Genomic DNA, 24,021 nt, shown 5'->3' on the forward strand with positions numbered 1-24,021 from the left:
ATCAACGACAGACATTTTAAACTGGATAGTTAAGGAGAGACAATGAAACAACATTCATTAAAAACACTTTCTTCCGCCTTATTACTGGGAAGTGCGGTATTGCTGGCAGGCTGCCAAACACAAAACAATACGCTGACTTTCACCCCGCCGGCACCTGCGGCACAATTCAATACCGCAAACCAGCGCGTTGCGGTTAACGTCGTAACCCAAGATCAACGCAGCAGCACGACCATCGCCAGCTACAGCTCCCGTGGCAGTATGCAGCACCTGAGCGCCAGCCCGGAAGTTGCGCAACTGTTTCAACAAGTGGTGCAGCAAGGCTTGAACAGCAAAGGCTTCCGCATTGCCGGCGGTGCAAATTCAAACAGCAATGTCGTTGTCCGAATCACCGATTTCGGTGCACAAGTTGCAGAAGGCAATCTGAAATATAAAATCGACAGTAAAGTCAACATGGTGGTTGAAGTGCAAGGCGCAAAAGGAACATTCTCGAAAAGCTTCGGCGCCACCAATTCCCAAGAGGGCGTATTTGGCGTAGATAATGACGGTATCCGCAAAGTTCTGGATAAATCGTTTCAGGATGTGGTCACCAAATTCTACAACGACAACGAAATCAGCAATGCTTTGTTGGGGCTCAGCAATTAACGAGGCTGCCGTTCCGTACCGAAGCGCTTTTTGATGTTGATCTGCACCGTAAACGTTGGCGAAATCCCCAACCGACTAAGGTGCAGATTTTTATCTGCCGAATACTATTTCAAACAGCAAGTGCGGTTTTTTATCTTTATTCTACACGGTAAGCATAAAAAAACCCGCTGAAGTTTCCTTCAACGGGTCACGAATAATGGCTCCTCCTGCTGGACTTGAACCAGCGACATACGGATTAACAGTCCGCCGTTCTACCGACTGAACTAAGGAGGAAAAGTGGTGCCTCGAGGCGGAATCGAACCACCGACACGGGGATTTTCAATCCCCTGCTCTACCGACTGAGCTATCGAGGCAACTCATCAGTGGTGCGTATTAAACGTTTTTTTCGCTTTCAAGTCAACACCTATTTTCAAAAAACTTGCTCCACTTCGCTTGTTTGCGTGCTTTATGTGCAAAGCGTTTATTTTTAATCCGCAATCTGTTTATTAATTGGCTCGAACCCGATATTTCTTTTGCGCCGAATCCACTTTCACCAGATAATTACGCGCCTGTGCGGACGGGTGTCTGGTCGTCAAAGTGCGGTATACCTGCTCAGGCAGCAAGCGGTTAATTTTTTCTACCGCCATGGTTTTATCCTGATCAAAGACACGCAGCACTGCGCCCGCACCGCTGTTGTAGGCGGAAATCATGGCATAACGCTTGGAAGACGGATCGGTAATCCCTGCCAAGTAGTTATTTTGCAGCAGAGAAAGATAAGCCACACCGGCATCAATATTTTTGTGCGGATCAAACAAATATTCTTTGCTCGGTTGTCCCGGCACTTTTTTCATAATCTGGAAAATATCCCGTCCGGCGGTATGCGGCACAACCTGCATCAAACCGATGGCGTTGGCGTAACTGATGGCATACGGGTTAAAACTGGATTCGGTCTGCATAATCGCCAAAATCAGGCTTTCGTCAATATTGTAATGGCGGGCGGCACGACGCACGAACGGCACATATTTCTGCGCCCGTACATTGATATGGTTGGCTATCATCGGAATCGTGACATATTCGACCAACTGACCGTTGCTCAAACGGCGTGTCTGCAAGCCGGTTTGTAATAAATGATTGGCAAAGGCATTGGCACTGTCCAGATTATTAATGCTTGCCCCCCTATGGTCAACCACCTGCCCCGCCAAGAACGGGCGAGAGCTGATCGGCGCATCGCCGTCGGCAAATAAATCAATACCGTTGGCGTCCGACCCCATCATCAGGGTGTGTACAATCGACTTTTTCAACCGGTAAGCATCCATGCCCTGAGTTTCAATGGTAATCCGTCCTTCATCAAAGCTGATGTGGCTGCGTGTGTTGTATTGATCGGTATATTTGACATAATCCTTACGGCTGGCAACCAATAATTCATTCACGCCCCACTTGCGATCGATATTATGCGAGAACTGACCGGTCAGAATGTCCAGCCCGCGCAAATCTTTGGCAAAGGCATCGTCGTAATCGATTCCGGCGCTTTTCTGCGATGAACCGCAGGCATACAACAAGGGAAGTAACAACAGGAGCAAGTACTTTTTCATATGATAAATCCTAATGACTGGCTTAACACTATTGGCTCGGCGGGACATAACCTTCGATATGAACGTCCTTGCCTTCAAACAGGAAATTCACCATCTCCCGCTCCAACAAGCTGCGGTGCTCGCCATTCATCATATTCAGTTTTTTCTCGTTCACCAGCATAGTCTGTTTTTTCATCCATTCACCCCAGGCCTGCTTGCTGATCGAATCGAAAATCCGTTTGCCCAGCTCCCCCGGATACAGCTGAAAATCCAGCCCGTCGGCTTCCTGTTTCAAATATTCACAATAAACTGTTCGTGCCATTTGCTAGTCCTTTTTACATAAGATTATTTATTCGACAGGCGAATCCTGTTTTGGTTGCATTGCCTGTAATTGTAATAATAAATTTTTCATCGGTGTCGCCAAACCGATTTTTGGCGGTGATTGAAAATTATACCAATAATTCTCGCTTTCGGGTATCTCCGCCCGATATTCCGGCTGAATTTCTGCGATTTTACTGCTGAAATCGTGCTTCTGACCGCACTTTTGCCGCCCATTTTCGGCTTTTTGTGCATAAATCGGCACAATATCCAAATGAAAATGGCTGAATGTATGGCGAAACATCACCCCTTCCTGATACGCCTGAATATTCTGCTGATGCAAATAGGCCAAAAGCGCGGTTTTCGTATCAAATTGCGGAAAACAATACAGTCCGCCCCACAAGCCCTGTGCCGGACGCCGTTGTAATAAAACGGTATTGCCCTGCCGCAAGATCAAAAAATAAGCCTGCTTTTCCGGCAGCGCTTTTTTCGGTTTCTTAGCCGGATAAGCCTGCCAGTTTTGCTGTTGATCGGCAATACAATCCGCTTGCAACGGGCACAAACCGCACTTCGGTTTTGAACGGGTGCAGACCATCGCGCCCAAATCCATCATTGCCTGATTAAAATCGGCAACCTGTGCCGTCGGGGTTACCTGTTCGCTGTATTGCCACAATTGATCGCTGACTTTTTTGTCGCCCGCCCAGCCGTCCAGCGCAAAATAACGCGCCAGCACCCGTTTCACATTGCCGTCCAAAATCGGATAAGGGGCATTCAGACAGGACGACAACACCGCACCTGCCGTGCTGCGCCCGATACCGGGCAAGCGCCAAACCTGTTCGAAATCGGTCGGAAACTCCCCGTGATAATCGTCCCGCACGATTTGTGCGGCCTTGTGCAAATTTCGCGCACGGGCATAATACCCCAAGCCCGTCCATAAGTGCAGCACTTCATCCATCGGCGCATCAGCCAGGCTGACCACATCGGGAAACGTTGCGACAAAGCGCTTGAAATAGGGAATGACCGTTGCCACCTGCGTTTGTTGCAGCATCACCTCCGACAGCCAAACCCGATACAGGGTTTTATTTTGCTGCCACGGCAAATCCTTGCGGCCGTATTGCCGATACCATTCAAGCACCGTGCGGGCAAAAGGGGCATCGATTGAAGATTGGGCTAACATATAACGTGCGCTGTTCCTATTGTAAATAACAAAAAACCGCACTTTACAGCAAGTGCGGTCGGAAAGCTATGACGATATACGCCTAAACGGATTAATCTTGCTTAGGCACACGCTTGGTTTCTTGTGTGGCAAAAACGGCGCTCCATTGCCTTCCTGCATCACCGGACTGCGCATCACCGACAATATATTTGCCGCCGTCCAGAAACTGACCGTTTAATGCGCCTTTCTCACTCACGCGATCGGATGTATGGCTGCTTTTTGCCGGATTGACTTCCATTATAAAGTCTCCGCCCAACTCCCCTGCCAGTTTCAGATCAAAATCAATCCCTTTTTGGGTTTCTCTGATATTGCCGCCCAATGTTTTTGCCGTCGGATTGTAATTTAATTCAATATTCGCTTTATCTGCATTATCGGCACCATTCGTCACATACCAGAAATCCCCTTGATAGGTCACCGTGCCGCTATAGCCGTCCAACTTCGGCGCTTCGTTCTCTTTTTTATTGCCGTCATAAGCATAGAGCAAATCAACTGTCCGTTTTTGACCGCTGCCTTCCCCCACAATGCCGCTATCCGGCGTAAATGTGGACACATAACCGTAATAACCTAAATCGGCCTGTTTGGCATCAATCAATTCCAATTTGGTATCGCCGATCCGAATGCTGTCTTTATTCGGCATTGCCTTGAATTGATCGCCTTCCTTTACAACAGTATAGTTAACGGCTTTTCCATTCCAATCTGCTTTTGAGCCGTCGAGAGAAATTGATTTGCCTTCATAAACCGTTTCCCGCACCGCTTCAGCCGTCGGCGGATTTTCAGGTTCTGCCGACGCAGCGCTCTCTTCTTTAGGCGGAACGGCAACCGCATCATCTTGTTGTACCCCAGTCGGAGCTTGCTCTTTATTTGCGTCTTCTTTATCGGCTTTTTCTTTTTCAGCCAATCTCGTTTTTCTCTCTTCTTCCGCTTTTTGGCGCGCTTCTTTTTCCTTAAGTGCAGCAACCGCACTTTCATCGACTTTGTTACTATTTGACACTTCGCCATTCGGCACAGCAACCAGATTATTTGCAATCGGTTTTGAATCGGAATTTGACGAACCGCCGCCGCTGCCACCGCCACAAGCCGCCAAAAAAGCGGACAGCAACACAGCAAGTGCGGTTTTTGTATAGCCGTTATTTCTCATTTTGTTATATCCTTAATGCGTTTTAAACGTTAAAATTTCTTAAACAGGCACCGTAAATCCCGCCTGTGCCGTTTAGTTGGCGCATTTTAGCAAACACTCCGTCAATTTTTGTCCGCCTTGAGTAAGAAATTCAACCGCTATCACAACACATAACGAAACAAATTCGAAAAACAGTTGTAATCCCTGCGGATATTTGCATAATGCGCCTATTGAACAAAAACAGAACTTTTCATCAGTGAGCATGTCAGAATTTACACAACCGAAAGCGACCTTTGCCGACCGCAAACGCAAAACGGTGGAAACGGCAGAATTTACCGAAGACGGGCGTTATCTGCGCAAAGTCCGCAGCTTTGTGCTGCGTACCGGCCGTTTGAGCGAATACCAGAAAAATGCCATGAACCGCCATTGGGCGGATTACGGGTTGGAATACCAAAACACGCCGTTTGATTTTGCAGCGATTTACGGCAACGAAAACCCCGTTATTCTGGAAATCGGCTTCGGCATGGGAACGTCGCTGGTCGAGATGGCGAAAAACAATCCCGATCGCAATTATCTGGGGATTGAAGTGCATACGCCCGGTGTCGGCGCCTGTGTTGCGCTGGCGGTGCAGGAAAACGTGAGCAACCTACGGGTCATCTGCCATGATGCGATAGAAATTTTACGCGACAGCATTGCCAAACAAAGCTTAGGCGGATTGCAATTGTTCTTTCCCGATCCGTGGCAAAAAAGCAAGCATCACAAACGCCGTATCGTACAGCCCGAATTTATTCGTCTGATTCAACAAAAGCTGAAGTGCGGTGGTTTTATCCATATGGCGACCGACTGGCAGAATTACGCCGAACATATGTTGGAAACCCTGCAAAACAACGGACGTTTACAAAACCAATCGCCGACAAACGATTATATCCCGCGTCCGGATTTTCGTCCGCCAACCAAATTCGAACAACGCGGGCAGCGGCTCGGGCATGGCGTTTGGGATTTATACTTTATTTATCAATCGTGACACAACCAAAAAGGAAAACAGTATGGCTATTCAGCGTAATCGCAGACAGCGCAAAAAAATGCACCTCAACGAATTCCAAGAGCTGGGCTTTGTTGTCCGTTGGCAATTCGCCGATAACACCTCGGTCGAAGAAATCGACGCAACCCTGGATCGTTTTATCGATGAAGTGATCAAACCGCACGGATTAGCCTACGAAGGCAGCGGCTACCTGCATTGGGAAGGCTTGGTTTGCTTGGAAAAAGTCGGCAACTGCGATGACTCGCACCGCACTTTAGTCCAAAACTGGCTGAACGACAATAAACTGCAACAAATCGAAACCAGCGAACTATTCGATATCTGGTGGGACTATCCGGTTTAATTTCTTCTGCACCTCCCTCGGCAACCGTTTGGTTGCCGATCAACCAAAATCCAATAATTTTTGAAAAAATTTAATATAATTCAATATTTATTGAATAAATTTTAATTAAATTCCAGTTTTATTAATTTATTCTCTCTTAATTGTTGTTTCTCTGAAATCTCCTTCCATAATACCGATTATGGAAAGAAATTCGACCATAAGGAGTGATAACAATAATGAACGATATCCCTTCATTCTATGACGAAATGTATTGCGCCGATCAACAGATCCGTGAAACTTACCATGCTATCGGACAATGGCTGGAGCGGCAAACACCGCATCAGTTACATGCCCTAAACGAGCAGGCGCTGAACATATTCTACCGTAAAGGCGTGACGTTTACGGTTTACAGCGAATCCAGCAATACCGAACGGGTCATTCCGTTTGATATCATTCCGCGTATTATTCAACAGCAAGAATGGCAGCTGTTGGAACAAGGTTGTTCACAGCGCATTCGCGCCTTGAATGCTTTTTTACACGATATTTATCATCAGCAGGACATTCTCCGCGCCGGCATTATTGCCGAAGAGCAAATTCTGCAAAACGCTTGCTACCAGCCATGGATGCTAAATATTGATTTACCTACCCAAATCTATGCCCATATCAGCGGTATCGATCTGGTGCGCAATCAGGACGGGCAATACTATGTGCTGGAAGACAACTTGCGCACCCCGTCCGGTGTTTCCTATATGATTGAAAGCCGCCATATCAGCGAGCAGCTGCTGAAACCGCAATTGGAACACAGCCGAATCCTGCCGGTAAATACCTATCCGCAAATGTTGAAACAGAGTTTGATCGAAGCCAGCGGCAAAGAGAATCCGTCAATTGTCGTCTTAACGCCGGGGCGCTACAACAGTGCTTACTACGAACACACCTTTTTGGCGCACGAAATGGGCGTACCGCTGGTGCACGGTTATGATTTGTATGTCGAAAACAATAACGTCTTTATGCGCACGGTGTTGGGCACCAGCCCGGTTGATGTGATTTATCGTCGGCTTGATGATGACTTTCTGGATCCGCTGGTGATGAATCCGTCCTCCGTTTTAGGGGTTGCCGGCTTGATGTCGGCCTATCGCAGCGGCAATGTGATGATTGCCAATGCGCCCGGCACCGGGGTCGGCGATGATAAATCCGTTTATCCCTATGTCGGTAAGATGATTGAGTTTTATCTCGGCGAAAAACCGATTCTGCACAATGTGCCGACTTGGATGTGCCGTGAAAAAGAGGATCTGTCCTATGTCCTGTCGCATCTGGATCAGTTGGTCGTCAAGGAAACTCAGGGTTCCGGCGGCTACGGTATGCTTATCGGTCCCAAAGCGAGCCGAACGGAAATCAGCGAATACAAAAAACGGATTATTGCCGATCCGACCGGTTTTATCGCCCAACCGACATTGGCACTCTCCACCTGCCCGACTTGTGTTGAAGAAGGCATTGCACCACGGCATATCGATCTGCGTCCGTTCGTACTCTCCTCCCCGAAGAAAGTGCGGTTGTCCGCCGGCGGCTTGACCCGTGTTGCCCTGCGTAAAGGCTCGCTGGTGGTCAACTCCTCACAAGGCGGCGGGGTAAAAGACACTTGGGTGATGCAAAGTGCGGTTTCCGCCGAATAACGCAACCGGTTTTACTCAACAACGTTAGGACGATTTATGAACATATTACTGCTATCCACCGCCAACGATCTTTTCTGGCTCGGCCGTTATATGCAGCGCGCCATGAAAATTCAGGCACGCCTGTTTATTCACAAAGATATCGAGGTGCGCCAATATCTGGCTTTGTTGGGAATCACGCCGCCGACCGATTACCCCGATCAACCGGAGGCATTCGTACTAGAGCTGCTGCTGCCGCACTATTTTGAAATGATTAATAACAATGTACAAACTATCCGCGGCGTAATCGATAAAGATGCCTATCAGCTGTTTACCGACGTCACGCGCCTGCGACAAAACGGCAGCCTGCGCGCCGCCTGTTTTGAGCTGTACGCCTGCCGTCAGGCGATGAACGCACAGGACGGCTGGGTAAAAATTTTCTGGAAACTGGGCGAGGCCGTCGAAAAACTGGACGAACACATTCGTTTCGGTGACTGCCGCGCCCGACACTTCAGCAATGTCGCCTCGTTGGCGACCGCACTTCCGCTCGGTACCGCATGGGACAATTTGAAACAACCGGCGCAGGCGATGGTGTTTACCATGGACAAATCCCTTTTTCCACAATGGGTAGCACAGCTGGATCACATTTTTGAGGTCGGAATATGAAAGTGATTATTCACCATAAAACGGTTTACAACTATGATGCCATGACACGCAGCAGTATCCAGATGCTGCGTATGACGCCGTTAAGCATGCAGCGCCAGCAAGTCTTGAACTGGACACTGACACTGCCCGCTTTCGGCAGCGAAAGTTATGACGGTTTCGGTAATTTCTGCACCTTGGTCAATCTGCATTCGCCGCACCGACAACTACAAATCACGGCGGAAGGTGAGGTTGAGATCAATATCGCCATCAAAGCGATTTCGGACGATCGACTTCCGCTTGGTTTATTTCTGCGCAAAACGGCACTGACCGAATGTTCCGAACCAATGATTGAGTTCGCCGCCCCGTTTTTTGACGGCGCAAACGGGCTAAATCGGCGTAACCGTTTGATTGACTTCAGTCAGGCACTGCTTGAACGGGTAAAATATATTCCCGGCATCACCCATGTCGCCTCTTCGGCGCAAGACGCCTTCTCACTGGGTAGCGGCGTTTGTCAGGATCATACCCATCTTTTTCTGGCCTGCGCCCGCTATTTCGGTATCGCCGCACGCTATGTCTCCGGCTACCTGCATTCGGACAGTGCGGAACACTCCGCCAGCCACGCTTGGGCAGAAGCCTGCCTAGACGGAAAATGGTATATTTTTGATGTCAGCAATCTGCTGTTTTCACCATCACAACATGTACAAATTGCGGTGGGTTTAGACTATAATGACACCGCACCGATTCGGGGCGTACGCATTGGCGGCGGTGTGGAAAAAATGAATTACGCCGTTCGTATCATGAATGAACAACAGCAACAGCGTGCCAAAACCGACAACCGCACTTGCTGATCAACGGGAAAAGCCCATGACATACTGCGCCGCTATCTGCTTACAAGAAGGCATCGTTTTCACCAGCGACACCCGCACCAATGCCGGTGTGGATCATATTTCAACTTTCAAGAAAATGTTTTCCTACGGCATTGAAGGGGAACGGTTTATCTGCATCATGACCGCCGGCAATCTGGCGACATCGCAAGCGGTCATCAATCGGCTGGAATATGATATTCAGCACGATGCGGAGAGAAATCTATACAATCTCGGCAGTCTGTACGACATTGCCCATTATCTTGGCGAATATGCCAGCAGTATCGCCCGTCAAAGCCAGATTACGGCAATGCAGCAGAACCAGCCGGGATTCGGCAGTACCTTTCTGGTCGGCGGGCAAATTCAGCAGCAACCTCCCGAAGTCTATATGATCTACAATGAAGGCAACTGTATCCACACCACCGCCGACACCCCGTTCCTGCAAATCGGTGAAAGTAAATACGGTAAGCCGATTCTGGATCGCGCCATTAAACACGACAGCAGTCTCGACGATGCTATCCGCGCCTCGTTGGTCTCTTTCGACTCCACCATACGCTCGAATCTTTCCGTCGGATTTCCGATTGATCTATTGGTTTACCAAACGGACTCACTAGCGATGCCGAAAGGGATTCGATTGGACGAACACAACCAATATCTGCAAACGATTCGTTCAACCTGGTCAAACGGGTTGATTGATATTTTACACCGATTCGATTTGCCGCCGGCAGACTACCGCGCTTGATTTAACGTGCGGATTGAATTTGCCAAATCAGCCCATATTTATTAAAGTGCGGTTTATACCGCACTTTTAATCTTTCAAGGATCATCATGAGTACATTACAATTTTTGCTACAGACCGCTGTCGGGCTTTATACGTTTATTTTGGTATTGCGCGCTTGGTTCCAATATTGTCGGGTCGATTTTTATAACCCGTTATCACAAGCGGTCGTCAAACTGACACAACCGGTGTTGGCGCCGTTACGCAAAATCATTCCGACTCGAAAAAATATTGACTTTGCCGCTCTGGTTCTGGCGGCGGCAATCAACATGCTGAAATATCCGTTACTGATAGGCAGCCTTTCCGCCACACAAAACTTAGGGCAATTTGCCTTGATCGGCGTATTGGCGGTGGTCAAAGCGTTCGGTGAAATCATTTTTTGGGCGATTCTGATTCGGGCGGTGATGAGCTGGTTTTCACAAGGCAACCACCCATTGGAATATCAGTTATACCGTATTACCGAACCGCTGTTAGCGCCGCTTCGCCGTATTTTGCCGAATACCGGCATGATTGATTTTTCGGTCATGCTGTTGGCGTTTATCTTAATCTTCGCCAACAACCTGCTTGCTAATCTGTTCGGCGCACTGTGGCTGCTGGCATAATGACCGCACTTGAACGGACGGAAAACGGGTTGCGGCTGAAAATTCTGCTGCAACCCAAAGCCGGCAAAGACCGCATTGTCGGCCTGCACGGTGAAGAACTGAAAATTACCGTCACTGCGCCGCCCATCGACGGACAGGCAAACGCACATCTACTAAAATTTCTCGGCAAACAGTTCAACGTCGCTAAAACCAGCATCGTACTGGAAAAAGGCGAACTCAGCCGCCATAAACAGCTCTTTATCCCCGCCCCGAAAACGATTCCTGAGGTGATAAAAAACCTGCTGTAATCAAACAGCCTAACCGCACTTTGCCCGCTAATCTTATCTTCAAGCAAAATCAAGCGCTTATTTCTTGAGAATTATTTTTATTTGACGCAGATCAAGTTTTCAAGATATAGTGCTTTTTAATTAAAAAATATCTATATATAGTGCTTTCAAATTTAAACACCACAAGATAAGGGATATGTATGTCAGGATTACAGGTGATCAAGCGTGACGGCGCCAGCGTACCGTTTGTTGCAGAACGCATTTTACAGGCCATTCGCAAAGCGGCGGCGGCAACAGGGATTAACAACGAACAATTTCTCATGCAGTGTGCGGCGGATGTCTGCGGTAACATTTTCGCCCATCATCAGCAGCAAATCGATATTGCCCATATTCAAACAATGGTCGAAGAGCAGCTGATGAAAAGCCCATATCCACAAATTGCCAGAGCCTATATCGAATACCGCCACGACCGTGATTTGGCGCGTGAGAAACGCAGCCAGCTTACACAAGAAATTGAAGGCTTGATTGAGCAGAGCAATCTGGAAATCCTGAATGAAAACGCCAACAAAGACGCCAAAGTGATTCCGACCCAGCGCGATCTGCTCGCCGGCATTGTCGCCAAACACTACGCCAAGCGCTATTTATTGCCTGTCGATGTGGTTGCGGCACATGAAAAGGGCGAGATTCATTATCACGATCTGGATTATGCCCCGTTCTTCCCGATGTTCAACTGTATGCTGGTCGATCTGCAAGGCATGTTGGAACAAGGCTTTAAAATGGGCAATGCCGAAATCGAAACGCCGAAATCGATCACCACCGCCACCGCCGTGACCGCACAAATTATCGCTCAGGTTGCCAGCCATATTTACGGCGGCACCACAATTAACCGGATTGATGAAGTCCTGGCGCCTTATGTGCAGAAAAGTTACGAAAAACATTTGGCAATCGCCGAAAAATGGCAGATTGCCGATGTACAGGACTACGCCAAAGAGCGGTTGGAAAAAGAGTGCTTCGATGCTTTTCAATCGTTGGAATACGAAGTCAACACCCTACATACCGCCAACGGACAAACCCCGTTTGTGACCTTCGGTTTCGGACTCGGCACCGACTGGCAAGCGCGCCTGATTCAACAAGCGATTCTACAAAATCGGATTCGCGGTTTGGGCAGAAATCATAAAACGGCGATCTTTCCGAAGCTGGTGTTCACCCTGAAAAAAGGGCTGAATCTAGAGGCAACCGATCCCAATTACGACATCAAACAACTGGCGTTGGAATGCGCAACCCAGCGTATGTATCCGGATATTCTGAATTATGAGCAAGTGGTCAAAGTGACCGGCTCGTTCAAAGCGCCGATGGGCTGTCGTAGCTTCTTGGGCAAATATGAACAAAATCAACAGGAAATTCACGAAGGACGCAATAATCTGGGGGTGGTCAGTTTAAATCTGCCGCGTATTGCTTTAGAAGCCAAAAGCGATGAAGTGCGGTTTTATCAAATTTTGGATCAGCGCTTGGCGATTGCCAAAAAAGCACTGATGACCCGTATCGCCCGCCTGCAACAGACTAAAGCCCGTGTTGCACCGATTCTGTATATGGAAGGGGCTTGCGGCGTACGCTTAAAAGAAAACGATTGTGTCGCCGATATTTTCAAAAACGGCAGAGCCTCCATTTCACTCGGCTATATCGGTATTCATGAAACCATCAACGCCCTGTTCGGCACGCATATTTACGATCAGCAAGCCTTGCGCCAAAAAGGGCTGGATCTCGTTCATTATTTGCGAAGTGCGGTTGAAGCTTGGAAACAGGAAACCGGTTACGCCTTTAGCCTGTATTCCACCCCCAGCGAAAACCTGTGCGACCGTTTCTGCCGCCTCGACAGCAAAACGTTCGGCATTATTGACGGTGTTACCGATAAAGGTTACTACACCAACAGTTTCCATCTGGACGTGGAAAAGAAAGTCAATCCGTACGACAAACTGGATTTTGAAATGGCCTATCCGCCGATCGCCAACGGCGGCTTTATCTGCTACGGTGAATATCCGAACTTGCAGCACAATCTAAAAGCATTAGAAGACGTATGGAATTACAGTTATGAACGGGTTCCGTATTACGGCACCAACACGCCGATTGACGAATGTTACGGCTGCGGCTATAAGGGCGAATTCGACTGCACCAGCAAAGGCTTCACCTGTCCGTCATGCGGCAATCACGACAGCAGCTCGGTATCGGTAACGCGCAGGGTGTGCGGCTATTTGGGCAGCCCCGATGCCCGTCCGTTCAATAGCGGCAAACAGGAAGAAGTGAAACGTCGGGTGAAACATTTATAAAAGTGCGGTTATGAATTATTTGCAATATTATCCGGTCGATGTCGTCAACGGTGAAGGCACGCGCTGCACCCTATTCGTGGCGGGTTGCGAGCACCAATGCAAGGGCTGCTATAACCAGAAAAGCTGGTCGTTCTGTTCCGGCGTGCCGTTTGATCAAGCGATGGAAGAGCGGATTTTAGCGGATTTAAAAGACTCTCGGATCAAGCGACAAGGCCTGAGCCTGAGCGGCGGCGACCCGCTGCACCCGAAAAATCTGACCGCCCTTTTGCCACTGGTACAACGGATAAAACGGGAATGCCCCGACAAAGATATTTGGCTATGGACGGGCTATCGCCTGCAAGAGCTGAATGCCGAACAGCAAGCGTTTTTAGCTTATATCGACGTGTTAATCGACGGCAAATTCGAACAACGGCTCGCCGATCCGAAATTGGTTTGGCGAGGTTCCAGTAATCAGGTGATTTATCGTTTGAGGGTATGAACGACTATAATGTCACACCCGTTCAGACAGTTCATCAGGAAACCTGAAAAAATCAGTACAGAAAAAATATTAATCACTTAGCCAAATAGTTTAAATTTTGCTGAAGCCGTTCGAGCCATTGTTCAACAGCCTCTTTTCCTAACGTTTGGGCGGAAACAATTACGCCCTCGCCACTGATAAACAACAACTCGGCAATACTTTCCGCCTGTTTAAAACCGGCTTGCTGTAATCTTGCCAATAAAACCGCCTGCACGGCTTGCTTATGTTCCGTCGCTTGCCGATGTGCCGGAGTCTGTGCAGCCGCATATTCCGCACAGGCGTTAATAAACATACAGCCGTAAAAATTTTCCGACAAGATCCATTGCCGTAGAAAAAATAAATACCCCTCAATCGTTTCTTGCACGCTGTAATCCGCCAATACTGCTTGCATTTGTGTCATAAATTGCTGATGACGATAAGTTAGTGTAGTCACAATTAAATCTTCTTTGCTGCTGAAATAACTGTATAAAGTACGTTTGGTGATCCCTGCCTGCTGTGCAAGTTGCTCAACGCCACAGGCATGAAACCCCTGTTGATAAAACAACCGACAAGCCGATTCAATTAATTTTTGCCGTTTACTCATCGCGCCACCATTTTTATTTGCCTAAGTATACCGAACAGTATACACTAACAATAAGTATACCGTTCGGTATATTTTATGAATAATTATGAGGAAACATGAAATGAAAATACTCACACATTGGTTACAGGCAAATGAACCTCGACCGGCTAGACTGCCGTTGCATATAATTCTTACTGCATGGTTGGGGGGGGTCTTGGCTACCGCTGCGTTTGCCGCCGGCAGTGAAATCAGCCGCCTGCCGTTGGTTCTCGGCTCATTCGGCGCAAGCTGTCTGTTGGTTTTTGCTTACCCAAGCAGCCCGTTTTCCCAACCAAGAAACGTTATCGGCGGGCACTTTATCGCTTCATTGACCGGATTAGCGATAATGACATTGTGTGGGGTACATTGGTGGAGTATGGCGCTCGGCGTCGGCACAGCCATTGCCTTAATGCTGTTATTGCGCGTTCCCCACCCGCCTGCCGGCTCTAATCCGTTAATCGTGATGTTGGGCGCGGCAAATTGGTCTTTCCTGTTTACGCCCACCTTAATCGGTGCGACCATTCTCGTGATAGTCGCCTTATTCTATAATAATTGGGGAAAAGGCAAGCGTTATCCGCTTTATTGGTAATAGCCTAGGACTCCACAAACGCCTGCGCAAATGCCGCAACTTTTTGCCAATCGGTGTATTCAATCTCTTTGGTAGTATTGGTTTCACCATCGGTGATTTTCATAATCAGCCGAATCATAAAGCGGTCGAAAAAACCGTAACGCGGATAACGCAACGCACCGGCGAAAACCGCACTTTGGGTCGGCCGCCACTGGATCCGCTGCAAAAACTTACGGGTATAAACGTTGGTTTGCGGTGTATTTTTATCTGCTTTGCGTGCCGTTAGATTCACTGCGTAAAATGCTGTCATTTTGCTGTTCAACAAATCAGCATGGCGGTTAATATACGGCTCAAGCGCTTTATTAAAATGCCCGTAACGGATTGAGGCGCCGATCATAATCTTGTCGTATTGCGCCAAATCCTGCGATTCTGCCTGAGCCAGCGGCAACAGCGCCACAACCGCACTTTGCATGTTTGTTTGTATCGCCGTCGCTATCGCCTCGGCAATTTTATGGGTTTGACCGTCGGTGCTTGAATAAATAATCAATGTTTTCATTCTGTTGTCTTTATCTTTCATTATGTTAACTTTTCCAAAATGCCGGAGTGAACAACACCAGCAACGTGAACACTTCCAAACGCCCGCACACCATTGCAAAGGTAAGAATCCATTTGGCACTGTCGGGAATGGCAACAAAGTTACTGCTGATACTGCCTAAGCCCGGCCCCAGATTATTCAAACAGGCAACCACGGCATTAAACGCATCAAAACTGTCGACACCACAAGCGATCACCGCCAGTAAACACAGGATAAAAACCAACAGATAAGCGGAAAAGAACGCCCAGATTCCCTGAATAATCCGCTCCGATAAAACCCGATCGCCCAGTTTGATCGGCTGCACGATATTCGGATGCACCAGTCTGTTCATTTCCCGTTTCCCCTGCACCAGCAGCAGCAACACCCGAATCACTTTCAAACCGCCGCCGGTCGATCCGGCACAACCGCCGATAAATGATGTCATCAATAACAGCATCGGCAGGAAAGACGGCCAACTATCGAATGAGGACGTGGTAAAACCGGCAGTGGTCGAAATGGATACCGATTGGAACAAGGCGTGTTCCAGCGCTTCGCTGCTGTCGGCAAAATGGCTATAACCGATTAAACTGACGGTACAAATCGCCACTAGCGCAATTTGGATAAACAAAAAGGCCTTGAATTCCGGATCGGTGAAGTAGAGTTTGAAAATATTACTTCTGCCCAATTCAAAATAGGCGGAAAAATGCAAGGCAAAGTTACAACCGGAAATAAACAGGAATACGGCGGCAATAAGGTTAATTGCGGTACTGTCGAAATAGCCCATACTGGCATCATGGGTGGAAAATCCGCCGATAGAAATGGTGGAAAAACTGTGGCTTACCGCATCGAACAGATCCATTCCCGCCAGCCAGTAGGCAAACGCACACAACAGGGTTAGCGTAGAATAGATGACCCATAACGCTTTGGCTGTTTCCGCAATGCGCGGGCGCATTTTCTGCTCCTTCAGCGGGCCGGGCATTTCGGCACGGTAAAGCTGCATACCGCCGATTCCCAACAGCGGAATAATCGCTATCGCCAATACGATGATCCCCATGCCGCCAAGCCATTGCAGCATTTGCCGATAAAACAAAATTGCTTTCGGCAAGCTGTCGAGCCCGACAATCACCGTTGCGCCGGTGGTGGTCAATCCCGAAAACGATTCGAAAAAGGCATTGGCAACATTCAGTTGCGGATGTTCGAACAGTAAAAACGGCAATGCCCCGACACTGCCCAATACGACCCAGAACAAGACGACGATCAAAAATCCTTCACGCGATCGCAATTCGTTTTTGTGCGTGTGGGTCGCCCACCAAAGTGCGGCGCCGATCAGTAATGTCATCAAAAAAGTCTCGATGAAGGCGCGCCCGCCGCCGTCACCGTAAAGCAATGCAATCAGCGCCGGCGCCAACATGGTGAGTGAGAAGCACATCACCAGAATGCCGACAATGCGAATAATCGATTTTATATGCACGTTTTTCTCTTATCGTAATTCCGTTAATTGTAAACTGCCGCCGCTGCGATCGTTCAGTAACCGACGGAATGCCGTCAGCTGCTCTTCACTGATGCCCAGTTGCAGTACGATCGTCTGATCAAACTGCTGCGATCGGATTTCAATATCGTACTGTCTGATTAATTGTTGTACCAGATTCAGTTGTTCATACTTACAGTGCAAAGCGAAGTCCTGCCGTTCAATTTTTTCTTTTGTCGCCAATTGCTTCAGCGCCTGTTGTACGCCGTTACCGTATGCCCGCACCAAACCGCCGGTGCCGAGCTGAATGCCGCCGTAATAACGCACGACCACCGCACTTATCTCGCCGATACCGCTGCCGAGCAGGCTGTTCAGCATTGGTTTGCCTGCCGTACCCGGCGGCTCACCGTCATCGGAGAAACCCAATTGCTGCGAGTCGTTCGGCCGCCCCGCCACAGCCGCCCAACAGTGATGGCGTGCGGTCGGGTGCCGCCGTTTCACCTGTTGCCAAAAAGCCCTCGCCTGCTCAATGCCTTGTGTAGCTTGCAAGTAAGTGATAAAACGGCTTTTTTTAATCTCTTCGCTGAATTCTGTGGCTTCCGCCGGTATCAAATAACGCATTTTACTATCCGTTAAGTGCGGTCTGCGCCTTCTGCGTTAGATTTTCCGCCCCGTCGGCGGTAATCACAATATTGTCTTCGCTGCGAATGCCGCCATAAGCCGTGAAACAGTCAATCTTTTGCCAATTAAAACGGGCGCCAAGCGGATGATCCCGCCACGGATTGAGCAATAGCGGAATAAAATACAATCCCGGTTCAACCGTCAACACCATATTCGGTTCCAGATTTCGGGTACAACGCAAACTTGGGTAAGCCTCCGGCGGTGCTTTATGTGTGCCGCGACGATTTTGCTGGAAACCCGCGACATCATGCACTTGTAATCCCAGCAAATGCCCCAGCCCGTGCGGAAAGAAAGTGCGGTTGATGCCTTCTTCAAAAATCTGCTCCGCCGATAAACGCACCAAATCAAACTCATGCAGCATCTCGGCAATAGACTGCTGCATCATGGTATGGTAACTCAAGTAATGATAACCCGGCTGCATTTGATCGATCAGCGCCAATTTCTGCCGTTCCATGCGCTGAACCAATTCGGCGAATTCATCATTCGGATCAAAGCTGTAGCTGCGAGTGATATCGGAGGCATAACCCAAATAACTTGCGCCGGCATCCAATAAAAAACTGTTACGCTTTGCGGGAGATTTGCGCTGTAATTGCGCATAGTGCAAAACGGCGCTGTGTTGATTGATTGCGACAATATTGCCGTAAGGCACGTTTAAATCCGATTGTTCACTGGCTTGCAAATACGCCAGATTAATCTCAAATTCCGATTTGCCGTCAAAAAAAGCATTTTTTGCCGCCCGATGTCCGCATAATGCGGCAAATTGCGCTTGTTGCAAGCAATGCACTTCATATTCGGTTTTAATACTGCGTTGATAATGCAGATAATTTAAGGCTTTTTGCAGGTTAATATGCGTAAATCCCAGACTTTGCGCCAATTGTACCGCATCTCCCAAATACAAAGTGCGGTTTAAATCGACACTCTGCTTGTAAAGCGACGATTTGATTTCATCGGCGTGTTTTAAAATCGTCCACTGGAATGCCTCTGTCCAGAAGGATTGCGGCACAGGTTCGTGCAGATACCAGTAATCATTGGGCTGATAAAAATACAAGTGCGGTTTGTTCACACCGTCAAGATACAGCCAACTGCCGCAGGCTTGGGTATGTGGGACAAAATAGTTGAATAACGGATTGATTTTAAATGATTTCGGCTGATCGTCAAGGAAATGGTATTGCACTTCTCCGGCATGAATCCAAATACCGTCCAAACCGTTGGTTTGCAAAATATCCTGCACCAGTTGCTGCAAACCGTTTAAATGTTGTTGAAAAAGCCGCTGTTCCGAATTCGACATCAAACACTCCTAAAATACCCTAATCTGCGCTATTATAGCGTTTAACCAAGAGAAATAAGCAACTATTTATGATCGAAACAGACATTAATCAAACCGTTACCCAAACATTGGACACACTGGGGCTGCGCTGCCCCGAGCCTGTGATGCTGGTGCGTAAAGCCATTCGCCGTATGCAAGACGGCGAAGTGGTGTTAGTGCTCGCTGATGACCCCGCCACCACGCGCGATATTCCGAGTTTTTGCCAATTTATGGATCACACCCTGCTACATAGTGAAGCGAATGAAGCCCCGTATCGTTATTGGGTGAAAAAAGGCAAATCATCAGCGCTCAAATAATCTCCGATGAAGCTTTTGTAATTGCGTTCGCGCCTGTTCCAGTACCAGCCCCTGCTCGGCATACTGCAAGCCCGACTCCGCCTGCCGGCAAGCCGCCTGTTTTATTGCCGCTTCCGGTGCTTGTTTCGAGATGATGTGTAAAATTTTCTGCAAATGAATTTGAATTTCCAAGGCGGCGGCACCGTCTCTCGCAATCGGTGCAAATGCATGATCAACCAAATCCCGTTCATTTAGATTGACAATCGAAAGGCGGTCATATTTTATCTGCTGCGATGCATTTTTATCGGCTTTGGCGTCCAACAGCAGGCGCATCAAAATAGTTAATACTTTAATCGCCGTGCCTGGGTCATTGACGGCCGGCGATAAAGCCCGTTGCGCCACTTCACTCAAAACTACCATGCCGAATTTGGGATCTTGCGCATAACTGCGGCTGTCTTCCAGCACAAAAGCACAATCAATACTGTCTGATGATGCCGGCGCTTTATCACTGTAAGCCAGCGTCATGCCGCTGTAGATTAAATCACCGGGTCTGACGACGATTTCTAAATAACACGCTTGCGCAAGTGCGGTCTCTTGTAATTGCGGCATATTGATATGTGTCAAATAACCGCTGCTTGTCGCCCGTATCGCATATTCAAATCTCGCTTTTTCAATCGCGCCCGCCCCCATAAACGGCGAAGTGCGGTAGGCGATTAATGTTTTTGCCGTCGCTTGTTCAATTTTGCTCAAGGTATTATTCAGCCGTCCCAACTGCGATAACGTTTTCACCCAGCGAATCAAAATATAAATTAAATAGACCAAAACACACAATGTACCGAGAAACAGAATGAAACGCCCCGACGCTTGATAATAACCGACGCCCAATGCAACCTTGGCAATCACGGCGTAAACAAAAGCGGATATAAAACTGGCGATTGCCACACGGGTGTTGTCGTCCCCCATCACCAGTTCGGTCGCACGCGGCGTGGCATTATTCGAGGCGGAAGCGAATGCGGAAACCATGATTGACAATGAAAAAGTACTGACCGCCAACATACTGGAAGCAATAATACTCAACAAGGCATCAAGCGTTTCCGCGCTAACCGATACGATAAATTTGTCCGGCAAAAAGTCATGGGTTGATGCCGCCAGAAAGACGAAAAGCGTGGCAAACAGTGCCCCGCCGACCGGTGTCAACCACAGTGTATTACTCGGCTTTTTCAACCACAGTAATAACGTAAACCATTTATTCTTCAAATTCATATCCTACTCGCCATGTCCCCTATTTCATGTTAAAACCAGCGTTTTCTGCATATTATGGTGCGACACGCCTTCTTCGTCGTAACCCTCGCCATATACCCGATAACCGCACTTTTGATAGAACGGAATCGCTGAATCCTGTGCGCCGAGAATCAGATCCGTTGCGCCGTATGCGGCGGCACGCCGTTCCATTTCCGTCATCAACCGTTCGCCCAGTTTTTTACCGCGTTGTGATTTCAGCACCGCAATGCGTTGCAATTTATACACGCCGCCGGCATAGGGATAAATCCGTGCGGTTGCCAACGGCTGATTCTGCGCCGAGTACAGCGTAAGATATTCGCATTTGTCTTCAAATTCATCTATTTCAATTTCCATTGAAAACCCTTGCTCTTCAACAAAAACCGTTTTGCGGATTTGCAATCCGTCCAGATAAACCGGATCCTGCAGCGAGTTTGTCCAGCGTGCGATAATCATACTTGCTCCTCAAATGATAAAAGTGCGGTTTTAACCGCACTTTCAAACCGTAATCCCTTGAATTTAGCCGTTAGTCGCCATTTTTGCAAGTAGCCCGTCATCTATTTTCGTTGCCTTGGCATAGCTTTCCCTTGCCTGATGGCGCTGAATATAAGCGCTAAAAGTCGGGTTCGGCTCAATCACCTTAGCAGCATGGATATAAAAAGTGAGCGGTCGCATTGTGGCCTCCTTGGTTAATTGAGGTTTTACTATAACCGCAAATCATGACGATTTCTGTCAGCAGTGTTTAACGGTGCTGACAAACCCCGTTTTCGGCTCACCAACGCTGCAAACAGCAAAGTGCGGTCAGGCTGATAATGTTCATCACACAATTCAATGGCGATAATCTGATCCGGTCTGAAATATCGGAATGTTTGTCGTAGTTCGCACCATGCCGCCGCCAGCTGTGTCTGTTCGAAAAAACCGATGGCAAACGGATAAATAATCCGTTGCGAACATTGTTGTTGCTGATTGCGGTAAGTGAGTTTGACTTTCAGTTGTTGGCGAAGCGCATGGCGTAATTTAATGAACACATCGTCCAAAAATGGCGGCGGATTGCTGCCGGCGTCAATAAACAGCGCACTGCTTTCCAATTGCTGCGATAAGTTGTCGGGTATTTGGAGTAACGTAAACAAACGTTCGCTTTTTGGCATTTGAATCGCCTCGTAAACAAAAAGTGCGGTCTATTTTGACAACAGACCGCACTTTGTATACCCACTGCGAATTACTTCGCAACTTTTAACTGCTGATAGTAGTTTTCATAGATAATCGCCGCATCGCCGACATCATCTTGCCAGTAACTTTTTTGCAGGATTTCCGCCGGTGGATAGAGCGAGCTGTCGTTGACCATTTCCGGCGGCAACAATTTTTGCGCCGCCAGATTCGGCGTCGGATAACCGATTTCTAATGCCAGTTGTTTCGCCACTTCGGCACTTAACAGGTAATTAATCAGCTTGTGCGCACCATCCGGATTTTGTGCGGTAGTCGGAATCGCTAAGGTGTCAACCCATAACACCGGCCCTTCTTTCGGCCACAACAGATCGATAGGCGCACCGTCTTTACGGGCAATATAAGCCGAACCGTTCCATAACATTCCCAAATCGACTTCGCCCGCCACAAACGCATTCGCCGGATTGTCGGAGCTGAACGCCAACACATTCGGACGCAGTTTCAACAGCTCTTCATAAGCCTGTTTGATCACCTCCGGATCAGTGGTGTTCGGATCCTGTCCCAATTTTAATAATGCGATATTGAAAATCTCACGCGCATCATCTAATAATTGCAGCCGATCTTGATATTCCGCATTCCACAAATCGCCCCAAGAGCCGATTTTACTTGAATCCACCACATCACGGTTATACGCAATACCCGGTGCGCCCAAAATTTGCGGCAGTGAATACGTATTATTCGGATCATACGGTTTATTCAGTAAGTTCGGATCCAGCTCTTTAATCACCGGCAATTTGCTGTGATCCAACGGCATCAACATGCCTTCCTTGCGCATTTTGGACACGAAATAATTTGACGGAGCAATCACATCATAGCCGCCGTTTTTGCCCAATGTTTTCAATCGGGCATACATGGTTTCATTCGATTCCAAACTGGAGACGATCACTTTAATTCCGGTTTCTTTGGTAAAATTGTCCAGCAATCCGCTCGGCACATATTCCGTCCAAGTGTAAAGATAAACCGTATCGTCATCTGCATTTGCCGAATGGCTGACAGCAAACAACATCGCCGCGGCGGTGAAAAGAGCCGAAAGTTTTTTCATAGCTTGATTCCTTATTAATTGCTACTCAACGTTTCTATAATAGTCTGTTTGAAAGGGAGATATTATAGTCAAATATAACAGTAAATGTATAGAAAACCTTAATCTTCATTCAATAATTTGGCCGCGACAAATTTATCGGTAATCAATACGTCAATATAGCCGCCTTTCAATGCACCCAATATTGCACCGACTTTCTCTTTCCCACCGGCCAACGCAACGACTCGGGGACATTCTTTCACAAGATTAAGCGGCATACCGATGATAGGATCCTCATTTTCACTCAAGATTGGAACCCCGTTTTGATCATAATAATGTAGGCAAATATCGCCGACCGCACCTTTCGACGCCAGAAAACCCAGCATTTCTTCTTTGTAGTAAAGTCCCGAATTCTTTAGCAATAGAGAAGGTTCCAACATACCTATTCCAATTAAGGCAACATCAATATCCTTGAATTGACTGACAACCGAAGCAATTTCATTACTGCTGAACAGCTCATTTTTATAATTCATTGTTCCGGTTAAACTTTGCGCCGGTAATAAAAAAGGCTGACAGTTTAGTTTGTCAGCCAATTCATGTGTCATAAAATTAGCCTGAACACTGCCATTAATTCCGACTCCGCCCAAGAGCTGTACCACGCCTTTGGCTTTTATCGCCTGCTTTGGAAGTTGCTCCGTCATGGCTTTAATGGTATCGCTCCAAGCAGATAATCCTATCAATTCATTATCACGAATAGTTGTTTGTAAATAATACGCCGCCGCCGACCCAATCGCTTTTTTGATTGTTGCACTATCGTTCGTTTCATCTATATCAACGATAACAACCTGATCCAAACTAAATTTCTCTTGCAATCGGTTTTCAAGATTCAGGAAAACTTCTGCCGGTTGAACAATATTGATTTTGACGATTCCTTCGCTTAAACTGCGAGCCAATGCGCGAGAAACGAATGACTGAGAAAGATTGAGTTTTCTTGCAATATCCGATTGTTTCATTTTATCGATATAATACAAATTGGCGATTTTAACAAGAAGCCGTAACTCATCCCGAATAGACATACTAAGTAACCCACCCTCATCCTAATAGCGATATTTTCAACATCTGCATATTATCATCTTCAAACTTATTCATAAAATAAAAAAGG

General features: G+C 47.7%; 28 protein-coding genes and 2 tRNA genes. 13 read left to right on the forward strand and 17 right to left on the reverse strand.

Features of this window, described 5'->3' with window-relative positions; all coding sequences use genetic code 11:
- The first annotated feature begins 42 nt into the window (after positions 1 to 42).
- Complete coding sequence (locus tag OA57_RS06235; protein ID WP_034614997.1) at positions 43 to 642, forward strand: YajG family lipoprotein; 600 nt, start codon at positions 43 to 45, stop codon at positions 640 to 642.
- Between the two features lie 197 nt (positions 643 to 839).
- Here the strand turns inward: OA57_RS06235 and OA57_RS06240 are convergent.
- The 6 genes from OA57_RS06240 to OA57_RS06265 form a co-directional block, all read right to left on the reverse strand.
- A tRNA-Asn gene (locus OA57_RS06240) sits at positions 840 to 915 on the reverse strand.
- Positions 916 to 919: 4 nt separating this feature from the next.
- A tRNA-Phe gene (locus OA57_RS06245) sits at positions 920 to 995 on the reverse strand.
- A 132-nt stretch (positions 996 to 1,127) separates the two neighbouring features.
- Positions 1,128 to 2,213 (reverse strand): membrane-bound lytic murein transglycosylase MltC, encoded by a 1,086-nt coding sequence (gene mltC, locus OA57_RS06250; RefSeq protein ID WP_034614999.1) that lies wholly within the window; start codon positions 2,211 to 2,213, stop codon positions 1,128 to 1,130.
- 28 nt (positions 2,214 to 2,241) lie between these two features.
- Positions 2,242 to 2,514 (reverse strand): oxidative damage protection protein, encoded by a 273-nt coding sequence (locus OA57_RS06255; protein ID WP_034615000.1) that lies wholly within the window; start codon positions 2,512 to 2,514, stop codon positions 2,242 to 2,244.
- A gap of 27 nt (positions 2,515 to 2,541) precedes the next feature.
- The gene (mutY, locus tag OA57_RS06260; RefSeq protein WP_052122403.1) at positions 2,542 to 3,687 is read right to left on the reverse strand and encodes an A/G-specific adenine glycosylase; all 1,146 of its coding nucleotides are present in this window, start codon (positions 3,685 to 3,687) and stop codon (positions 2,542 to 2,544) included.
- 91 nt (positions 3,688 to 3,778) lie between these two features.
- Complete coding sequence (locus tag OA57_RS06265) at positions 3,779 to 4,864, reverse strand: hypothetical protein (RefSeq protein ID WP_034615002.1); 1,086 nt, start codon at positions 4,862 to 4,864, stop codon at positions 3,779 to 3,781.
- A gap of 241 nt (positions 4,865 to 5,105) precedes the next feature.
- Here OA57_RS06265 and trmB point away from each other — a divergent pair, with 241 nt between their 5' ends.
- The 10 genes from trmB (at position 5,106) to nrdG (ending at position 13,806) form a co-directional block, all read left to right on the forward strand.
- Positions 5,106 to 5,867 carry a tRNA (guanosine(46)-N7)-methyltransferase TrmB gene (gene trmB, locus OA57_RS06270; RefSeq protein WP_034615004.1) on the forward strand — a complete coding sequence of 254 codons (762 nt, stop codon included), beginning with the start codon at positions 5,106 to 5,108 and terminating at the stop codon, positions 5,865 to 5,867.
- A gap of 22 nt (positions 5,868 to 5,889) precedes the next feature.
- Positions 5,890 to 6,225 carry a YggL family protein gene (locus OA57_RS06275; protein WP_034615006.1) on the forward strand — a complete coding sequence of 112 codons (336 nt, stop codon included), beginning with the start codon at positions 5,890 to 5,892 and terminating at the stop codon, positions 6,223 to 6,225.
- Between the two features lie 215 nt (positions 6,226 to 6,440).
- The gene (locus OA57_RS06280) at positions 6,441 to 7,874 is read left to right on the forward strand and encodes a circularly permuted type 2 ATP-grasp protein (RefSeq protein WP_034615008.1); all 1,434 of its coding nucleotides are present in this window, start codon (positions 6,441 to 6,443) and stop codon (positions 7,872 to 7,874) included.
- Between the two features lie 36 nt (positions 7,875 to 7,910).
- Entirely contained in the window at positions 7,911 to 8,516 is a 606-nt protein-coding gene (locus OA57_RS06285) for an alpha-E domain-containing protein (RefSeq protein WP_034615010.1), read from the forward strand.
- A complete protein-coding gene (locus tag OA57_RS06290) occupies positions 8,513 to 9,343 on the forward strand; it encodes a transglutaminase family protein (RefSeq protein WP_034615012.1) in 831 nt (276 codons plus the stop codon). Before OA57_RS06285 ends, OA57_RS06290 begins: the two co-directional genes overlap by 4 nt.
- Before the next feature lie 16 nt (positions 9,344 to 9,359).
- The gene (locus OA57_RS06295; RefSeq protein ID WP_034615014.1) at positions 9,360 to 10,100 is read left to right on the forward strand and encodes a peptidase; all 741 of its coding nucleotides are present in this window, start codon (positions 9,360 to 9,362) and stop codon (positions 10,098 to 10,100) included.
- Positions 10,101 to 10,186: 86 nt separating this feature from the next.
- Positions 10,187 to 10,738, forward strand: a complete 552-nt coding sequence (locus OA57_RS06300) for a YggT family protein (protein WP_034615018.1) — start codon at positions 10,187 to 10,189, stop codon at positions 10,736 to 10,738.
- Entirely contained in the window at positions 10,738 to 11,025 is a 288-nt protein-coding gene (yggU, locus tag OA57_RS06305; protein WP_034615021.1) for a DUF167 family protein YggU, read from the forward strand. The genes OA57_RS06300 and yggU overlap by 1 nt, the downstream gene beginning before the upstream one ends.
- Before the next feature lie 179 nt (positions 11,026 to 11,204).
- Positions 11,205 to 13,328: an anaerobic ribonucleoside-triphosphate reductase gene (nrdD, locus tag OA57_RS06310; RefSeq protein WP_034615024.1), complete on the forward strand. Its 2,124-nt coding sequence runs from the start codon at positions 11,205 to 11,207 to the stop codon at positions 13,326 to 13,328.
- Between the two features lie 10 nt (positions 13,329 to 13,338).
- Positions 13,339 to 13,806, forward strand: a complete 468-nt coding sequence (gene nrdG, locus OA57_RS06315) for an anaerobic ribonucleoside-triphosphate reductase-activating protein (protein ID WP_034615027.1) — start codon at positions 13,339 to 13,341, stop codon at positions 13,804 to 13,806.
- A 73-nt stretch (positions 13,807 to 13,879) separates the two neighbouring features.
- Here nrdG and OA57_RS06320 read toward each other — a convergent pair whose 3' ends face one another.
- A complete protein-coding gene (locus OA57_RS06320) occupies positions 13,880 to 14,428 on the reverse strand; it encodes a TetR/AcrR family transcriptional regulator (RefSeq protein WP_034615030.1) in 549 nt (182 codons plus the stop codon).
- Between the two features lie 100 nt (positions 14,429 to 14,528).
- Here OA57_RS06320 and OA57_RS06325 point away from each other — a divergent pair, with 100 nt between their 5' ends.
- Complete coding sequence (locus OA57_RS06325) at positions 14,529 to 15,035, forward strand: HPP family protein (protein WP_034615033.1); 507 nt, start codon at positions 14,529 to 14,531, stop codon at positions 15,033 to 15,035.
- Positions 15,036 to 15,039: 4 nt separating this feature from the next.
- On the opposite strand, the gene hemG is transcribed toward OA57_RS06325, so the two are convergent.
- From hemG to pepQ, 4 genes are read right to left on the reverse strand one after another with little or no spacing between them, the layout of a single operon-like run.
- Complete coding sequence (hemG, locus tag OA57_RS06330) at positions 15,040 to 15,570, reverse strand: menaquinone-dependent protoporphyrinogen IX dehydrogenase (RefSeq protein ID WP_034615394.1); 531 nt, start codon at positions 15,568 to 15,570, stop codon at positions 15,040 to 15,042.
- A gap of 25 nt (positions 15,571 to 15,595) precedes the next feature.
- Entirely contained in the window at positions 15,596 to 17,059 is a 1,464-nt protein-coding gene (locus OA57_RS06335; protein ID WP_034615036.1) for a TrkH family potassium uptake protein, read from the reverse strand.
- 9 nt (positions 17,060 to 17,068) lie between these two features.
- Complete coding sequence (locus OA57_RS06340; protein WP_034615038.1) at positions 17,069 to 17,677, reverse strand: YigZ family protein; 609 nt, start codon at positions 17,675 to 17,677, stop codon at positions 17,069 to 17,071.
- A 4-nt stretch (positions 17,678 to 17,681) separates the two neighbouring features.
- Complete coding sequence (gene pepQ, locus OA57_RS06345) at positions 17,682 to 19,025, reverse strand: Xaa-Pro dipeptidase (RefSeq protein WP_034615041.1); 1,344 nt, start codon at positions 19,023 to 19,025, stop codon at positions 17,682 to 17,684.
- A 68-nt stretch (positions 19,026 to 19,093) separates the two neighbouring features.
- On the opposite strand from pepQ, the gene tusA reads away from it, so the two are divergent.
- The gene (tusA, locus tag OA57_RS06350) at positions 19,094 to 19,360 is read left to right on the forward strand and encodes a sulfurtransferase TusA (protein ID WP_034615043.1); all 267 of its coding nucleotides are present in this window, start codon (positions 19,094 to 19,096) and stop codon (positions 19,358 to 19,360) included.
- On the opposite strand, the gene OA57_RS06355 is transcribed toward tusA, so the two are convergent.
- The 6 genes from OA57_RS06355 to OA57_RS06375 all read right to left on the reverse strand — a co-directional run bounded on the left by OA57_RS06355 (position 19,346) and on the right by OA57_RS06375 (position 23,935).
- The gene (locus OA57_RS06355) at positions 19,346 to 20,602 is read right to left on the reverse strand and encodes a DUF2254 domain-containing protein (RefSeq protein ID WP_034615045.1); all 1,257 of its coding nucleotides are present in this window, start codon (positions 20,600 to 20,602) and stop codon (positions 19,346 to 19,348) included. The two genes, tusA and OA57_RS06355, sit on opposite strands and share 15 nt — an antisense overlap.
- A 24-nt stretch (positions 20,603 to 20,626) precedes the next feature.
- Entirely contained in the window at positions 20,627 to 21,073 is a 447-nt protein-coding gene (locus tag OA57_RS06360) for a GNAT family N-acetyltransferase (RefSeq protein WP_034615048.1), read from the reverse strand.
- 63 nt (positions 21,074 to 21,136) lie between these two features.
- On the reverse strand, positions 21,137 to 21,292 hold the full coding sequence (locus tag OA57_RS12695) for a hypothetical protein (protein WP_161788336.1): 156 nt from the start codon (positions 21,290 to 21,292) through the stop codon (positions 21,137 to 21,139).
- A 29-nt stretch (positions 21,293 to 21,321) separates the two neighbouring features.
- Positions 21,322 to 21,765, reverse strand: coding sequence for a helix-turn-helix transcriptional regulator (locus tag OA57_RS12245; RefSeq protein ID WP_052122404.1), 444 nt, complete (start codon positions 21,763 to 21,765; stop codon positions 21,322 to 21,324).
- A 71-nt stretch (positions 21,766 to 21,836) separates the two neighbouring features.
- A complete protein-coding gene (locus tag OA57_RS06370) occupies positions 21,837 to 22,883 on the reverse strand; it encodes an extracellular solute-binding protein (RefSeq protein ID WP_034615052.1) in 1,047 nt (348 codons plus the stop codon).
- A gap of 98 nt (positions 22,884 to 22,981) precedes the next feature.
- The gene (locus OA57_RS06375; RefSeq protein WP_034615055.1) at positions 22,982 to 23,935 is read right to left on the reverse strand and encodes a sugar-binding transcriptional regulator; all 954 of its coding nucleotides are present in this window, start codon (positions 23,933 to 23,935) and stop codon (positions 22,982 to 22,984) included.
- Positions 23,936 to 24,021 lie beyond the last annotated feature (86 nt).

The organism is Chelonobacter oris, from assembly GCF_000772535.1.
Taxonomy (GTDB): Bacteria; Pseudomonadota; Gammaproteobacteria; order Enterobacterales; family Pasteurellaceae; genus Chelonobacter; species Chelonobacter oris.

Bases quoted from the DNA above. Each gene is read 5' to 3' on its own strand.
- OA57_RS12245 (WP_052122404.1), bottom strand. From the start codon at position 21,765: ATGCCAAAAAGCGAACGTTTGTTTACGTTACTCCAAATACCCGACAAC.
- OA57_RS06265 (WP_034615002.1), bottom strand. From the start codon at position 4,864: ATGAGAAATAACGGCTATACAAAAACCGCACTTGCTGTGTTGCTGTCC.
- nrdD (WP_034615024.1), top strand. From the start codon at position 11,205: ATGTCAGGATTACAGGTGATCAAGCGTGACGGCGCCAGCGTACCGTTT.
- OA57_RS06360 (WP_034615048.1), bottom strand. From the start codon at position 21,073: ATGATTATCGCACGCTGGACAAACTCGCTGCAGGATCCGGTTTATCTG.
- OA57_RS06280 (WP_034615008.1), top strand. From the start codon at position 6,441: ATGAACGATATCCCTTCATTCTATGACGAAATGTATTGCGCCGATCAA.
- OA57_RS06300 (WP_034615018.1), top strand. From the start codon at position 10,187: ATGAGTACATTACAATTTTTGCTACAGACCGCTGTCGGGCTTTATACG.
- hemG (WP_034615394.1), bottom strand. From the start codon at position 15,570: ATGAAAACATTGATTATTTATTCAAGCACCGACGGTCAAACCCATAAA.
- OA57_RS12695 (WP_161788336.1), bottom strand. From the start codon at position 21,292: ATGCGACCGCTCACTTTTTATATCCATGCTGCTAAGGTGATTGAGCCG.
- OA57_RS06275 (WP_034615006.1), top strand. From the start codon at position 5,890: ATGGCTATTCAGCGTAATCGCAGACAGCGCAAAAAAATGCACCTCAAC.
- OA57_RS06235 (WP_034614997.1), top strand. From the start codon at position 43: ATGAAACAACATTCATTAAAAACACTTTCTTCCGCCTTATTACTGGGA.
- pepQ (WP_034615041.1), bottom strand. From the start codon at position 19,025: ATGTCGAATTCGGAACAGCGGCTTTTTCAACAACATTTAAACGGTTTG.
- trmB (WP_034615004.1), top strand. From the start codon at position 5,106: ATGTCAGAATTTACACAACCGAAAGCGACCTTTGCCGACCGCAAACGC.
- OA57_RS06355 (WP_034615045.1), bottom strand. From the start codon at position 20,602: ATGAATTTGAAGAATAAATGGTTTACGTTATTACTGTGGTTGAAAAAG.
- OA57_RS06325 (WP_034615033.1), top strand. From the start codon at position 14,529: ATGAAAATACTCACACATTGGTTACAGGCAAATGAACCTCGACCGGCT.
- OA57_RS06255 (WP_034615000.1), bottom strand. From the start codon at position 2,514: ATGGCACGAACAGTTTATTGTGAATATTTGAAACAGGAAGCCGACGGG.
- yggU (WP_034615021.1), top strand. From the start codon at position 10,738: ATGACCGCACTTGAACGGACGGAAAACGGGTTGCGGCTGAAAATTCTG.
- mutY (WP_052122403.1), bottom strand. From the start codon at position 3,687: ATGTTAGCCCAATCTTCAATCGATGCCCCTTTTGCCCGCACGGTGCTT.
- OA57_RS06320 (WP_034615030.1), bottom strand. From the start codon at position 14,428: ATGAGTAAACGGCAAAAATTAATTGAATCGGCTTGTCGGTTGTTTTAT.
- tusA (WP_034615043.1), top strand. From the start codon at position 19,094: ATGATCGAAACAGACATTAATCAAACCGTTACCCAAACATTGGACACA.
- OA57_RS06340 (WP_034615038.1), bottom strand. From the start codon at position 17,677: ATGCGTTATTTGATACCGGCGGAAGCCACAGAATTCAGCGAAGAGATT.
- OA57_RS06290 (WP_034615012.1), top strand. From the start codon at position 8,513: ATGAAAGTGATTATTCACCATAAAACGGTTTACAACTATGATGCCATG.
- OA57_RS06370 (WP_034615052.1), bottom strand. From the start codon at position 22,883: ATGAAAAAACTTTCGGCTCTTTTCACCGCCGCGGCGATGTTGTTTGCT.
- OA57_RS06375 (WP_034615055.1), bottom strand. From the start codon at position 23,935: ATGTCTATTCGGGATGAGTTACGGCTTCTTGTTAAAATCGCCAATTTG.
- OA57_RS06285 (WP_034615010.1), top strand. From the start codon at position 7,911: ATGAACATATTACTGCTATCCACCGCCAACGATCTTTTCTGGCTCGGC.
- OA57_RS06295 (WP_034615014.1), top strand. From the start codon at position 9,360: ATGACATACTGCGCCGCTATCTGCTTACAAGAAGGCATCGTTTTCACC.
- mltC (WP_034614999.1), bottom strand. From the start codon at position 2,213: ATGAAAAAGTACTTGCTCCTGTTGTTACTTCCCTTGTTGTATGCCTGC.
- nrdG (WP_034615027.1), top strand. From the start codon at position 13,339: ATGAATTATTTGCAATATTATCCGGTCGATGTCGTCAACGGTGAAGGC.